11 protein-coding genes and 1 pseudogene are annotated in these 13,898 nt (G+C 72.5%); 5 read left to right on the top strand and 7 right to left on the bottom strand.

The features are described 5' to 3' along the window. Positions 1–29: 29 nt before the first annotated feature. Together ASC99_RS30325 and ASC99_RS30320 are read left to right on the top strand one after the other, a co-directional pair. A complete protein-coding gene (locus tag ASC99_RS30325; RefSeq protein ID WP_057238078.1) occupies positions 30–1,256 on the top strand; it encodes an AAA family ATPase in 1,227 nt (408 codons plus the stop codon). Further along, positions 1,253–2,506, top strand: a complete 1,254-nt coding sequence (locus ASC99_RS30320) for a VWA-like domain-containing protein (RefSeq protein ID WP_057238076.1) — start codon at positions 1,253–1,255, stop codon at positions 2,504–2,506. Before ASC99_RS30325 ends, ASC99_RS30320 begins: the two co-directional genes overlap by 4 nt. 80 nt (positions 2,507–2,586) lie before the next feature. On the opposite strand, the gene ASC99_RS30315 is transcribed toward ASC99_RS30320, so the two are convergent. Together ASC99_RS30315 and ASC99_RS30310 are read right to left on the bottom strand one after the other, a co-directional pair. Continuing rightward, positions 2,587–3,339: a histidine kinase gene (locus tag ASC99_RS30315; protein ID WP_157531862.1), complete on the bottom strand. Its 753-nt coding sequence runs from the start codon at positions 3,337–3,339 to the stop codon at positions 2,587–2,589. Between the two features lie 106 nt (positions 3,340–3,445). Continuing rightward, entirely contained in the window at positions 3,446–4,042 is a 597-nt protein-coding gene (locus ASC99_RS30310) for an ABATE domain-containing protein (protein WP_057238071.1), read from the bottom strand. Positions 4,043–4,129: 87 nt separating this feature from the next. Here ASC99_RS30310 and ASC99_RS30305 point away from each other — a divergent pair, with 87 nt between their 5' ends. Then, positions 4,130–4,918, top strand: a complete 789-nt coding sequence (locus ASC99_RS30305) for an MBL fold metallo-hydrolase (protein WP_057238064.1) — start codon at positions 4,130–4,132, stop codon at positions 4,916–4,918. A 187-nt stretch (positions 4,919–5,105) separates the two neighbouring features. Beyond that, positions 5,106–6,233 (top strand): nucleotide disphospho-sugar-binding domain-containing protein, encoded by a 1,128-nt coding sequence (locus ASC99_RS30300; RefSeq protein ID WP_057238053.1) that lies wholly within the window; start codon positions 5,106–5,108, stop codon positions 6,231–6,233. Between the two features lie 58 nt (positions 6,234–6,291). Here ASC99_RS30300 and ASC99_RS30295 read toward each other — a convergent pair whose 3' ends face one another. The 5 genes and pseudogenes from ASC99_RS30295 to ASC99_RS30280 form a co-directional block, all read right to left on the bottom strand. Beyond that, positions 6,292–8,229 (bottom strand): cellulase family glycosylhydrolase, encoded by a 1,938-nt coding sequence (locus ASC99_RS30295; RefSeq protein WP_082598766.1) that lies wholly within the window; start codon positions 8,227–8,229, stop codon positions 6,292–6,294. A 120-nt stretch (positions 8,230–8,349) separates the two neighbouring features. Beyond that, positions 8,350–9,006 (bottom strand): MFS transporter, encoded by a 657-nt coding sequence (locus ASC99_RS42410; RefSeq protein ID WP_063857237.1) that lies wholly within the window; start codon positions 9,004–9,006, stop codon positions 8,350–8,352. 55 nt (positions 9,007–9,061) lie between these two features. Further along, a pseudogene (locus ASC99_RS42405) lies at positions 9,062–9,535 on the bottom strand (MFS transporter); the annotation flags it as partial. A 237-nt stretch (positions 9,536–9,772) separates the two neighbouring features. Beyond that, positions 9,773–11,437: an NAD(P)/FAD-dependent oxidoreductase gene (locus ASC99_RS30285; RefSeq protein ID WP_057238036.1), complete on the bottom strand. Its 1,665-nt coding sequence runs from the start codon at positions 11,435–11,437 to the stop codon at positions 9,773–9,775. A gap of 202 nt (positions 11,438–11,639) precedes the next feature. Continuing rightward, positions 11,640–12,335, bottom strand: a complete 696-nt coding sequence (locus ASC99_RS30280) for a TetR/AcrR family transcriptional regulator (RefSeq protein ID WP_057241038.1) — start codon at positions 12,333–12,335, stop codon at positions 11,640–11,642. Positions 12,336–12,458: 123 nt separating this feature from the next. Between ASC99_RS30280 and ASC99_RS30275 the strand changes: the two genes are divergently transcribed. After that, on the top strand, positions 12,459–13,898 hold a 1,440-nt coding region (locus ASC99_RS30275), incomplete at its 3' end, for an amidohydrolase (RefSeq protein WP_157531860.1).

The raw sequence follows: 13,898 nt of genomic DNA, 5'->3' as shown, positions 1-13,898 counted from the left end.
CCTTCTCTACAGACAACAGGTGATCAGACATGCCCTCGTATCCCCAGGTATCCCAACTCGACATCGCCGGAGAGCTGTTGGCCCTGCTCCGGGACTCCACCACCGAGCCGCGCCCCGACGTCCAACTGGAGGCCCTGACCCTGACGGTGGCCGCCGATCTGCCGGTGCTGCTCTGGGGCGAGCCGGGGATCGGCAAGACCGCGGCTCTCACCCAACTGGCGGAGACCCTGGACCTGCCGCTGACCACGGTGATCGCCAGCGTCCACGAACCGTCGGACTTCTCCGGGCTGCCCATCGTCGGCGACAACCCGGCCGAACAGGGCGTCCCGATGGCCCCGCCGGACTGGGCCGTCCGGTTGGTGCGGGCCGGCCGGGGCCTGCTCTTCCTGGACGAACTCTCCACCGCGCCGCCGGCCGTCCAGGCGGCCCTGCTCCGCCTGGTGCTCGAGCGGCGGATCGGGGCCCTGCAACTGCCGCCCGGGGTGAGGATCGTGGCCGCCGCCAACCCGCGTGCCTCGGCGGCCGACGGCTGGGAGCTGAGCCCGCCGCTGGCCAACCGCTTCGTCCACCTGCAGTGGACCCACGACCACGAGGTCGTGGTCCGTGGCCTGGGTGGCACCTGGCCCCGGGCGACGCTGCCCCGCCTCGATCCCGAACGGCTGGCGGCTGCCGTGGAGTTCGCCCGGCGTGCGGTCTGCGGTCTGCTCGCCGCCCGTCCCGGGCTGGTGCACCGGCTGCCGTCCAACGAGACCCGTCGGGGCGGCCCCTGGCCGTCGCCCCGAAGCTGGGACATGGCGCTGTCCCTGGTCGCCTTCGCGACGGCGGCCGGCTCGTCCAGGGAGGTCCTCTCCCTCCTGGTCCGTGGCACGGTGGGGGACGGCCCGGGGCTGGAACTGCTGGCGAGCCTGGACCGGATGGACCTCCCCGACCCCGAAGAGCTGCTCGCCGATCCCGCCGGTGCCGTGCTGCCCGAGCGGGGGGACCTGCGGCAGGCGGTGCTCGACGGAGTGGTGGCGGCGGTCCGCAACCGCCCGGAGCGGGACCGCTGGGACGCCGCCTGGGCGCTGTTGGTACGGGCGTTGGAGACCGGGGCACCGGATCTGGTGGTGGTCCCGGCGAACACGCTGGCTGCTCTGCGCCGCGAGGACTGGGACGTACCGGCGGCCATTGAGCGGCTCGCCGGGGTGGTCTCGCTGTCCCGACGGGCCGACCAGGTCGCCGCCCGGGTCGCGGTCGGCGCGAAGGCGGGCCGATGACCGTACCGGGAGCGTCGGCTGCACCGGAAGTACTGGACCGGGACCGGCTGTTCGCCGCCCGGCTGCACGCCGCCCGGGCCCGGCCGTACCTGGCGACGGCGCTGTTCGCGCTGCACGTGGTGGAGTCGCGCCGGGTGCCGACGATGGCCGTGGACCGGTACTGGCGGTGCTACGTCTCCCCGGCCTTCGTGGCCCGGACGCCGGAGGAGGAGCTGGCCGGGGTCTGGGTGCACGAGGTGTCCCACCTGCTCCGCGACCATCACGGGCGCAGCGACCGGGTCGCCCGTGAACGTGGGCTGACCGGCCCGGGGGAGCGGCTGCGGATGAACATCGCGGCGGACTGCGAGATCAACGACGACGTGTTCGGCGACGGTCTTGTCCAGCCCGAAGGCGCCCTTCAGCCCAGGGACTTGGGGCTGTCCGCAGGGGAGCTGATGGAGGACTACCTGCGGCAGTTCCGGCTCGGGCCGCACACCCAGAGCCTGGCCTGGCTGGACTGCGGCAGCGGGGCCGACGGACTCGACCGGGACTGGGAGCTGGGACCGGACGGCGCGCACGGCCTCAGCCCGCAGGAGCGCGACGCGGTCCGGTTCCGGGTGGCGCAGGGCATCACCGGCCGGCCCGGCAGCGCATCGCAGGGGTGGCAGCGCTGGGCGGAGGAGGCGTTCCAAGCGCCGCAGCCGTGGCGGGAGTTGCTCGGAGCGGCGGTCCGCTCCGCAGCCTCCGGCTCCGGTGCGGGCGAGGACTACACCTACGGCCGCCCGTCGCGCCGCTCGGCCGGAGTGCCCGGCGTGGTCCTGCCGAGCCTGCGCCGCCGCCCGCCCCGGGTCGCCGTGATCATCGACACCTCCGGGTCGGTCAGTGACGCCGAACTGGGCAGCGCGCTGCGGGAGGTGGCCGCGATCTCCCAGGCCCTCTGCGGCCGGCGCGACCTGGTGAGCGTGCTGCCCTGCGACGCGGCGTCCGGGATCGTGCACCAGCTGTGCCGGGCCGAGGGGATCCCACTGGTGGGCGGTGGCGGCACGGACCTCCGGGCGGGCTTCACCAGGGCACTGCGGACGGGCCAGCGGCCAGACGTCATCGTGGTCCTGACCGACGGTCAGACACCCTGGCCGAGCAGTCGGCCACCGTGTCGCACGGTGGTGGGCCTGTTCCCGCGCGCGCGGCCGGCCGGCTCCTGGGACGAGGACGACCCCGACTACGTACCGGACACGCCACCGGACTGGGCCCGGGTGGTGGAGATCGGGTAGGGCACCAGAGCCTTCCGGACGGAGACACCCGGCCCCGCCTCGGCGAACACGACGTGATCGTGAAGCGGTAAAAGCGGCGGTCAGGGTGTCAGTACCCGCTTCAGGCGGGCGAGTTCGGCCAGGAGTCGGCGCCCCTGGGGGCTGATGCCACGCACGGCGTCCCCGGCCAGCCGGGGGTTCACCGGCAGCACGTGTTCGGCCCCGCCGGCCTGGACGGTCATCGCCGTCAGATCGTGCGTGATCACGTCGTGCAACTCCTGGGCCATCCTGGCGCGTACGGCCTCGCGGACCAGTTCGGTGCGGGCCGTCGCGGCCCGGTCCGCCAGCTCGGCCAGCTCGGTACGCCGGGCTCGTGCCCAGAGCCCCCAGACCCAGCACGCCACAAAGGGGACCGAGTACGCCACCGAGATGCGCGCCAACTGCCAGACCGAGAAGTCGCCCAGGCTGCCGTCGGCGACTCCCCGCGCAGTGGCCAGCGGCCCGACCGCCAGCACACTCACCAATGCGGCCCGGGACACCTGGGGTGAGCCGAAGCAGGCGGCCCAGCGGGCCAGTACCAGACAGCCGACCTGCAGCAGGCCAGGTTCGGCCCCGGCGAGCAACTCCCCGATGCCCACCGCGATCCCGGCCAGTACGACCAGGTCCGGATGCCGGCGGCGCAGCAGCATCAGAGCCGCGAACACCACCCCGACGGCCAGACAGCCGAGGTGCGGCCGGCCGAACGGCCCGGGCAGTTCGGTCGCCGCCCACCCGCCCAGCAGCAACAGGCACATCGCCCAGGCACCGTCGACGGCGGCGGGACGGTGGAGGAACCATGCATGGAGTCGGTACACGCCGCCAGCGTAGGCAGCGGACCACTGACCCCGAGTCAGCCGCTGAGGTGATCCACCCTCCTCCTTCGGAGGTACGGACGCTGTCGAGAGGGGGCCGGCAGATCGCTCAACTCGGCGGCTGGGTGCGGCGGGCGTAGGCGCGGGCGGCGCGGACCCGGTCGCCGCAGCGGGTGGAGCACCAGTGGCCGCGGCCGTGGCGCAGCAGGTAGCGGGTGCAGGGGGTGGAGCCGCAGGCGGTGAGGCGGTCGGCGTCGGGGCTGGTGAGGAGGTCGGCCGCGTTGGCCGCGAGGGTCGCGAGGGCGTGGTCGAGGATCTCGGTGGTGGGGCACGGTGCCGCCCGGTAGGGGCCGTTCGTCTCGTCCCAGTACAGCAGGGCGGCCGTGGGGGCCCTGGTCAGCGCGGCGTTGACGGCTGACAGAGCGGTGGGCAGGGCGGGCAGCCCGGCCGTCCGGGCGGCGAACAGGGCCCTGATGTGTTCGCGCATCGAGCGCAGTTGCGTCGCGCACATCTCCCGTACCCCGGCGTCGGCCGGCGCCAGGTCGCGTTCGGTGAGCCAGTGATTCGCGGCCTCGGGGGTGCCGAGGAGGTCGATGAACTGCCCGCCGGGCAGCGCGATGGCGCTGTTGACGAAGTCGAGGGCGAGGTAGTCCGCCGCTCCTGGCGCGGGCGGCAACACGGATTCGCCGGTCTGGGTCTCGCTCATGACTCTCATGGTACGTCTTGCGCTCTTCCGTGAGAACCCGCTAACGTTCATCACGGATAGACCGCTTCTCATCCGTGAGGTGTCTGAATGACCAGTACCAGCACGACTATTGAGCAGATCCCCGTCCGCGTCTTCGGCGGCCCGACCGCCCTCTTCGACTACGGCGGCCTGCGGTTCCTGACCGATCCGACCTTCGACGCCCCCGGCGACTACCAGCGGCCGGGCGCCCTGCTGACCAAGACGGCGCCCGCTGCCGCCGGACCGGCCGGTCTCGGCCGCATAGACGTGGTCCTGCTCTCCCATGACGAGCACCCCGACAACCTCGACACCTCCGGCCGGGCCCTGCTCGCCGAGGTCCCGCTCACCCTCACCACGCCCGGCGGCGGGGAGCGGCTGGGGGGCACGGCCAGGGGGCTGGCCGACTGGGAGTCGGTCGAGCTCGACCGCCCCGGCGGCGGCACGGTCACCGTGACGGCCGTGCCCGCCATCCACGGCCCCGGGGTACGTGAGGAGGTCGAGCCGGTCACCGGCCAGGTCGTCGGCTTCGTCCTGACCGGGGAGGGCCTGCCCACGGTCTACGTCAGCGGTGACAACGCCTCGCTCGACGCGGTCGAGCAGATCGCCGAACGCTTCGGCCCGGTGGACACCGCGATCCTCTTCGCCGGGGCTCCCCGGTTCCCCGTGCTCTTCGACGGCGCGGTCCTCGTCCTCGACAGCGTCCAGGCCGCCGAGGCCGCCAGGATCCTCGGCGCCCGCCGGGTGGTTCCGGTCCACTACGACAGCTGGGCCCACTTCACCGAGGGTGGTGACGAACTGGCAGCCGCCTTCGCCAAGGCCGGCCTGGCCGACCGCCTGGACCTGGGCGACCGGGGCTGACGAAGCCGGCCGGGCCCACCGACCACACGGCCGTTCCGATGCACCGGGATCACACCGAGCCCTTGTTGGCAAGGCCCGTGCGAGAACGTCCGAATGTCGATCGTGCCGGGAACGCGAACTGACTCTCCATCAGTTGGCGGAGTGACGGGCCCTGCCCGTGCAATCCGTCAACGACCAGGAGACAACCGTGCGCATTCTCTTCACCGGCCCGGCCGCGCCCAGCCACCTGTTCCCGATGGTGCCGACGGCACAGGCCCTGCGGGCTGCCGGGCACGAGGTCCTGTTCGCCAGCCCGAAGCCGCTCGACCAGCTTCGGGAGGCCGGCTTCCCGATAGTCGAGATCGGCGACGGCCGGTCGCTCCGGGAGTCGTTCGAGGCCGCCAGTGGTGAGCAACCGAGGTATGCCAGGCCGGATCTGACCCAGGACCAGATCCTCGAGGTGGCGGCCGCCGCCTTCGCGCACGCCTCCCGGGCCACCGTGGACGGGCTGCTGGCGACCGCCGGGGAGTGGGAGGCCGACCTGCTGATCCATGACTCCTGCTTGGCCTCGGCCCAGTTGGTCGCGGCCAAGCTCAAGATCCCGGCGGCGCTGCAGAACTTCGGCTTCACCTCCGGCCTCGAGATGGCGGCGCGGCTGGCCGATCACTTCACCGACGTCTACGAGGCACACGGCGTGGCCGGCCCGGCCGAGACCACCCCGCTGAACGTCGTCCCGGCCTCGCTCGGCGGCGACCCGGGCGGTCTGCGGATGCGCTATCTCCCCTACAACGGCGGCGGCGTGGTCCCCGCCGACCTGTTGCGCCGCGGCAGCCGGCCGCGAGTCGCCGTCACCCTGGGCACCGTGGTCACCGAGGTGGACGGCGTGCACGCCATCACCCGGCTGATCGAGGCCGCCGCCTCCGTGGACGCCGAGTTCCTGCTCGCCGTCGGCGGCGCCGACCTCACCCACCTCGGCACGCTTCCGGCCAACGTCCGCCCGCTGCCGTGGGTCCCGCTGGCCGAGTTGCTGCGGGTCTGCGACGCGGTGGTCCACCACGGTGGCTCCGGCAGTACGCTCACCGGCCTCCAGGCGGGGATTCCCCAACTGCTGCTTCCCCAGGGCGCCGACAACTTCGTCGTCGCCGACATCCTCGCCGCGACCGGTGCCGCCCTGCGCTCGAGCTCCGGCGACGTCGACACCGCGCTGCTCGCGCGCCTGGTCGGCGACCCGGAGCTCCGTGAGGCCGCCGTCCGCCTGCGGGCCGAGAACGACGCCCTGCCCACCCCGGCCGCGCTCGTCCCCGCCATCGAAGCCCTCGCGGAGGCTGGGCGCTGACCCGTACCGTCCGGCGCCGGGCCGCAGGCCTTCCGACCTGCGGCCCGGCGCCGACGGTTCAGCTCAGCGGTCGGCAGAGCAGGGCGTCGGGCACCCCGCCGTGGTTCCACTTCCAGGTGAAGGCGACGCCCGCGACGTACTCCCGGTCGGTGCACTGGCCCTTGTAGTAGCCGGGGGCCCAGTCACTGGCGGTCGAGCCGCCGTTGGCCGGACGGTTGTCACCGTGGTCGAACCACACGTTCCGGCCCGATGCGGGCAGCGGAGCGTTCGCCTGGGCGCAGAGCAGGGACGCCATCGCGCTGCCCCGGACGCTGTAGCCGACCGCAAGTTGCCCGTCCGGGCACTGCAGTTTGTTGTACCCGGATGCCCAGTCGTCCCCGGTCACATAGCGCTCGTCGGTGACGCGCAGGTAGGGCGCGTTGGTGAGCCCGGGCTGGGCCGAGTCGGTGCACAGGCCCCGGCTGTCGCTGCGGCCGAGGCCGGTCAGGCGTTGGCCGTCCGGGCAGTTGCCCTTGCGGGCGCCCGAGTCCCAGTCGGGCAGGGCGAGCATCCGGGACGAGACGACGTAGTCGCCGTGGTCGAGGTTGAGCATGTTCCAGTGGTCGACCCGGGCCACCGGCCCGGTCAGGCCCGGAGCTCCGACCAGCCTGCGCCAGTCCGTCACCCGCCAGTCACCGGGATCGTCGATGCTCAGCCGGGAGCCGTCAGGGGCGTAGGAGAGCAGGGACCAACTGTCCAGCGGCGCACCGTCCTTGGTCCAGCCGACCAGCGGCCAGATCGCGAAGTCGGTGTCATTGGCCACCAGGATGTCCGTGAAGTTGCGGAGCCAGGCCTGCTCCTTGGCGTCGTTCGAGCCACGCCCGCCGGCGCCGAACTCGCTGATCCACACGGGGGCGGTGAAGTGCTGCCCGGACTGGGTGACGAACAGCGCCTCCCGGTCCGCCACCTGGGCGAGCTCGGCGGCGGTGAAGTCCTGGTAGCGGGGGTCGCTGGTGGCCCCGAGCCCGCTGCCCGCACCACTGTTGGCCGGGCCGGTGTAGGCGTAGAAGTGCGCCGCGTACACCAACTTGCCCGAGTTGATCAGGGTGTTGGAGAGCGTGCGGACGGGGGCGAGCACCGGCCGGCCGTGCGGCAGCCCGTCGAGCGGGATGCCGTACCAGTTGATGCCCTCCATCACGACCAGCAGGTCAGGTGCGGCCTGCAGGATCCGGTTCCCGGCGGCCTCGAAGGCCGCGTTCGCGTCGTGCGAGTCGCCCCAGCCCCAGTTGGGGTCGTCCCAGACGTCCCGGCGGATCTCGTTACGGAGGTCGGCGCCGACCACCCGCTTGTTCGCCCGGTAGCGCTCGGCCACGAAGACCCAGTCGGCGATCCACTGCTCGGTGGACTGCCCGCTGTTCCAGCGCTCGTTGCCGTCCAGACCGCAGCACCAACGGGCCGTCGTGGTGTGGTTGTTGAGGATCACAGCGAATCCGTCGGCGGTCAGCGCGGCGACCACCGCGTCGAACACCTGGAGCCCGGTGGACCCGCGCAGCTGGGGGTTGGCCGCGACGGCCGCGTCCGGCACGGGGGTGGTGTCGTGGAGGAGGGCGTTGGAGAAGGGGAGCCTGATGCTGTTGATGCCGAGCCCGTGGAAGTCGGCCAGGATCTTCGCCATCGGGACCCGGTCCAGCCCCAGCGGCATGTTGTGCGCGTCCTCCCCGTGCATGTGATTCGCGGGATCACCGATGTCCCCGCTGCCCTGCCAAGTGCCCTGGGCGCCCTCCCAGTTACCGGACTTCAGCTTGAAGCGGTTGCCGTTCGCGTCCACGATCCAGCGGCCCCGGGTGCTGAGCGGTCCGGTCCAGGAGGCGGCGAGCTGCGCACCGGTCTGAGGTGTCGCGGTGGCCGGGGCGGCGGCCGCCGCGTTCAGTCCGGTGGGCAGCCCGGACAGTAGGGCCGCGACGCAGAGGGTCCGGGTGAGGGCCCTTCTGATCGTGCCTGACCTGGCGTTTCTCACGGTCTCTCCCTTGAGGGTTAGGGTACGAGGCGGTGCAAGCAGGTGAATGTACGCGTTCAGTGACCCACTGTCAGCCCTGGAGTCGGTCGTTGGCTACCCCTCGGTAGCAACGGTCGGATGTCAGCACGGCAGCCGGGGAACGTACGTCGCACCCCGGTCGGACGGGAGGTCCGGACGGCAGCCACGGGTCAGCAGTGGGCTGGTTCGGCGGCGCAGCGCGGTGCCCGGGCGATCCAACTGCCGCCACTCGGGCCGCAGTACGGCGAAGAGGGTGACCAGTAGGTAGCCGAGGCCGGCGACGGTCAGGACGAGAGTGGGCCCGGCCGCGCTCGCCGCGAGACCGCCGAGCAGGCCGCCCACCGGGATGCCCGCCCAGACCACGGAGTCCCTGATCGCCCGGACCCGGCCGAGCAGCGGGCGCGGTATCCGTTCCAGCAGCACCGCACCGATGATCGGGTTCACGAAGCCCGCGCCGAAGCCCGATGCCGCGAACACGGCGGTCACCAGCCACAGCGGAAGGTCCAGGGCGAGGACCAGGAAGCGGGGCGCACCGGCGATCAGAAAGCCCGTCAGGAATACGGGCCTTCGGGGCAGCCGGGCTGCGTACACGGCCGCCAGCAGGCTGCCGCCCAGCGCCGTGACACCCATGGCGCCGGCCACCAACCCGATCGCGGACGGCCCGTGGCCGGACTCCCGGGCCCAGACCGGCAGCAGGACGCTCGAGAGGGCGGCATCCAGCAGGTTGGTGGCGGCGAACAGCGCGGTGACGGTGATCACCAGTGGCTCGCCCCGGGGCGGGCCGGCCGACCCCGGTCGGCAGCAGCCCGCCGATGATCAGTGAACCCCCCAGGAAAGCCGCCGCGTTGAGCAGCAGTGCGGTCATCGGCCCGGCCACGGCGACCGCCGCGCCGCCGCCGACCGGGCCGACCGTCGAGGCCAGGCGGTTCACCACGCCGAGCAGACCGGTCGCCCGCTCCAGCGGCACCCCGCCGAGCTCGGCGGTCTCGGGGAGCAGGACGTCCTTGGACAGGTCGCCGGGGCCGCGCACCGTCCCGACCAGGGCCACCAGCAGGAGCAGGGCCCAGAGCGGCAGCAGGTCGAGCGCGTGCAGCAGCGGGACCAGTCCGACTGCCAGGGCACTGACCGCATCGGCGGTCCAGGAGATCAGCCGGGCCCCGAGCCGGTCGACCACCGGGCCGGTGAGGCCCTTGCAGAGAACGTACGGGACGAGTTCGCAGAAGGCGGTGAGGCCGGTGCTGGTGGCGCTGCCCGTGGTCACCAGGACGAACCAGGGCAGGGCGATCACCGACACCGCCGTGCCGGCCTGGGCGAGGCTGATCGCGGTCAGCAGCGCCCGGAACGGACGTCGGCTCCCGGTCACCGGATCTCCCCAACGGCTGTCTGCCGGACGGTTCTTCGATCGGTTGAGGACACGTGGAACCACACCGCACTGACGGCGGCGCTCAGTTGAGGGCGCATGGCCGCCACTGTAGGGGGAGCACTCTCCCCCGGAGCAACTGAATTCGGCCTGCGCCCCCAACGGTCAGAGCTGCGCGGTGATCTCGGCGGCCGTCCGGGCGCCGGAGACCAGTGCGGCGTTGAGGGTGGCGTTGTCCACGTCGGTGTGTTCGCCGGCGAAGTGGATCCGGCCCTCCTGGACGGCCTCGTAACCCGCGAACGCGGTGTACTGGCCGACCTTGTAGTAGTGGTACGCGCCAAGGTGCCACGGGTCGAGCGACCAGTGGTCCTCGTACGCCCGGCCGTTGTACGCGGCCGTGGTGCCGGGGTGGACGTGTTCGATCTGGGCGAGGAAGGCGTTCACGTCGGCGGCCGGCGCCGGGCCGTGGGCCGCGCCGGTGAGCCGGTCGCGGGCACCGTCGCCGCCGGGGAAGTTGACCAGCAGGGCCGGTGCGCCCGCCTCGCCGAGCTGCACCGAGCCGTCCCAGGCGGTCTGGTAGCCGAGCGGGCCGGTGTTGGAGATGCCGTTGTACCCGAGGGCGGGCCAGGTCTTCCGGGTGAGCTGGGTGACCAACTTGGCGTTCTGGCCCATCCCTTGCTCCCGGATCGCGGTCAGTTTCAGCGGGGACAGCTGAGCCCGGGACAGATCGACCTTGCGCAGGGTGCTGAACGGCAGCGCCAGCACCACGTGGTCGGCCGGGACCGAGACGGTGCTGCCGCAGTGGTCGAAGGTGCAGGTGTAGCTGCCGTCGCCGTTCCGGGCCAGGGCGATCAGCTCGTACCCCTGCTTGACCGCCCCAGCCGGCAGCTGGCCGACCATTCCGGTCACCAACTGGTCGTTGCCGCCCACCAGGTGGTACTTCTCGTCGAAGCCGCGGCCGCCGGCGAAGATGCTCGACCCGCCGAGGAAGCCGATCATGTTCAGGGCCGAGGACTGCCCGGGCTCGCCGCCGGTCTGCAGCTGGAGGGCCTGGATCAGCTGGCCGAGCCGGGAGTTCGCGGGCAGGCCGATCTCGGCGAGGTAGTCCAGGCAGGAGAGTTGGTCGAGCCGGCGCGCCTCGGCGGTGTAGTTGTCGTAGCGCGGTGTGCCGATGGCCCGGTAGGAGGCGCTGAACGCGTCGAAGGCAGTCGCGATCCAGTCGTCCTGCTGCTGGCTGCCGTTGTAGAGCGAGTCGTTGACCCACCCGGCGTAGTCGCCGGTGTCCAGCTCGCCGCCGTTCGCGTACTCGCGTTGCAGGCCGAGGCTGTTGGCCAGGTTGAGCACGGCCTTGTCGGTGGAGCTGATGAACGAGCCGCCGTGCTCGCTGACCTGGCCGCCCTCGAAGAAGCCGCGCAGCGACCAGCAGCGGCCGCCGAGGTGGGTGGTGTCGGCCTCGTAGACCGTGGCGGCGACCGGCTTGGCCCGGTTCCACAGCTGATGGGCGCAGCGCAGCCCCGCCAGGCCGGCCCCGACCACCACCACCCGGGGTGCGGTGGCAGCGGCGGCCCGGGAGGGGGCGAGCATCCCGGCGGGTACGGAGGCGGCGGCGAGCGCGCCGGCGGTGCCCAGGAGCTGACGACGGCTCAGCTGCTGCTCGGCACGCTCGGCCTGCGCGGCTCGTTCTCCGGCGACCTCGGCGACGGGCATCCGGCGGCGCCGGGCCTCGCCGAGGGTGGCGAAGACCGCCCGCAGCGGATCGGGCAGCCCGGCCCGGTCTCCGGCGGGGGATCCGGAGCGGGTCGAGGGCAGGCCGGAGGGTACGCGGTTCATGTGGTGCCTCTTCTCGGGAGGGTGGCTTCCCTGCGGCATCAAGTGGGGGACCGCAGGCGGAGACAGTTCGGAGAGGCTCGCGCGGCGGCATGGCGCCCGACGCGTTTTTCGAGTTGATGGGGAGTGAAGCGCTCGCGCAGCACCGTTGTCAACGGTGTTGCGCGCTCTCGTGCAGAACCGGCACCCGTACCCACCCCCGGCGTCACGCCCCGCGAACGGCCTCGGCCCGCTGCTCGATCGCGGTGATCAGGGCCTCGACCCTGGCATGGAAGATCTGGTCGTGCGTCACCTCGGCCAACTCCCGGCCCAGTCGGGCGATGTTCGGGAATCCCTCGGCGTCGACCAGCCGGTACTCCCGACTCCAGGACGACTCGTCACCGGCCCTGACCTCCGGGTCGAAGAGCAGGTAGGCAGCCCGCTGGCCGACGTAGGCCAGCAGCGAGTCGCCGACCATCCGGTAGTGGACGGCCGCCTCGACGCCGTCGAGGCCCGCCTCGCGGACGGCTCCGAGGATCAGCTCGACGACCCGGAACTCGTTGGTGCGTCTGGTGGTCCTGCTGGCCATCGCTGAGCTAACGGCCGGGTACTTGAGGGCGACCGCGAGCGAGCCGTCCGCCAGCGCCCGTAGCCGCCCCTTCCAGTCGAGGCCGGCCGGGATGCTGTCGAGCACCTCGCCCAGGGTCCGGTCGGCGACGGAGAGCAGCAGCTCGTCCTTGTCCCGGTAGTGTCGGTAGATCGCGGTCGGATCGGTGCCCAGCTCTTCGCCGAGTCGTCGGACCGTGAAGGCGTCGGCGCTGCCACGGGCGGCGATCCGCAGGCTCGCATCGATGATCGCCTCGGGTGTCAGCTGAGCGCCAACGCGCTTGCTGCGGGCTGGAGTCACGGGTGGCTTCGACATAGTGACCTCAGTGTATCGATCTGCCGACCAGTTAGCGCAACACCGTTGACAACAGTGTTGCGCTGCCGTTCACTCCTCCTCAACAACACGACGTGCGGGCCCGCCCGCCGAGGGGGAGTTCCGTTGACGACACAGGGCACACAGGACACACCAGGGCAGCGGGCAGACACCGTCTTCGTCGGTGGCCGGGTTTTCACCGCCACCGGCCCCGCGCCGGTCGAGGCCGCCGTGGCGGTCGCCAACGGCCGGATCATCTCGGTCGCCGACGAGACGTCGGTCCGGCTGCTGGTGGACCGGGACACCGAGGTGGTCGACCTCGCGGGCGGTCTGCTGGTCCCCGGATTCCAGGACGCCCACGTGCACCCGGCGGTGGCCGGCGTTCAGATGCTGCGCTGCGACCTGTCCGCCGAGCGCTCGGTGGACGGCTACCTGGCAGTGGTCGCGGAGTACGCCGAGGCCCACCCCGAGGCGCAGTGGATCTGCGGCGGCGGCTGGTCGATGGACGTCTTCCCCGGCGGCGTCCCGACCCGGGCGATGCTCGACGCCGTGGTGCCGGACCGGCCGGTGCTGCTCACCAACCGGGACGGGCACGGCGCCTGGGTGAACTCGGCGGCCCTGCGGCTGGCGGGCGTCGACCGCGACACCCCCGACCCGGCGGACGGCCGGATCGAGCGGGAGGCGGACGGCAGCCCGGCCGGCACCCTGCAGGAGGGGGCGATGGACCTGGTCGCCGACCACGTACCGGTCGCGACGGCGGAGGAGGCGCAGGCCGGTCTGCTGGTCGCCCAGGAACACCTGTTCTCGCTCGGGGTGACCAGCTGGCAGGACGCCATGATCGGCGCCTTCCCCGGCAACCCCGACAACTACCAGGTCTACCTGCGTGCGGCGGCCGACGGCTCGCTGAAGGCCCGGGTGGTGGGCGCGCTCTGGTGGGACCGCGAACGCGGCCTGGAGCAGCTGCCCGATCTGGAGGAGCGCCGACGCGGCGGACAGGTCGGGCGGTTCGCCGCCACCACCGTGAAGATCATGCAGGACGGCATCGCGGAGAACTTCACCGCCAGCATGCTGGAGCCCTACCTGGACGCCTGCGGCTGCCCCACCCAGAACTCCGGACTCACCTTCGTCGGCCCGGAGTTGCTCACCGAGGCGGTCTGCGCACTGGACGCCGCCGGGTTCCAGGTGCACTTCCACGCGCTCGGCGACCGCGCCGTCCGCCAGGCCCTGGACGCGCTGGCGGCCGCCCGGGCGGCCAACGGCGTGGGGGACAACCGCCACCACCTGGCGCACCTTCAGGTGATCCACCCCGACGACCTGGCCCGGTTCGCCGAGCTCGGCGCAGGTGCCAACATCCAGGCGCTGTGGGCCGCGCACGAGCCGCAGATGGACGAGCTCACCATCCCGTTCCTGGGCTCCGAACGCGCCGCCTGGCAGTACCCGTTCGGGGACCTGCAGCGGGCCGGAGCCCGGCTGGTGGCCGGCAGCGACTGGTCGGTGAGCAGCCCCAACCCGCTCTGGGGCATCCACGTCGCGGTCAACCGGGCCGTACCGCTGGACGCCCCCAAC

The organism is Kitasatospora sp. Root107, assembly GCF_001424875.1.
Lineage (GTDB): Bacteria > Actinomycetota > Actinomycetes > Streptomycetales > Streptomycetaceae > Kitasatospora.
This window is presented reverse-complemented; position numbering and strand designations above follow the sequence as displayed.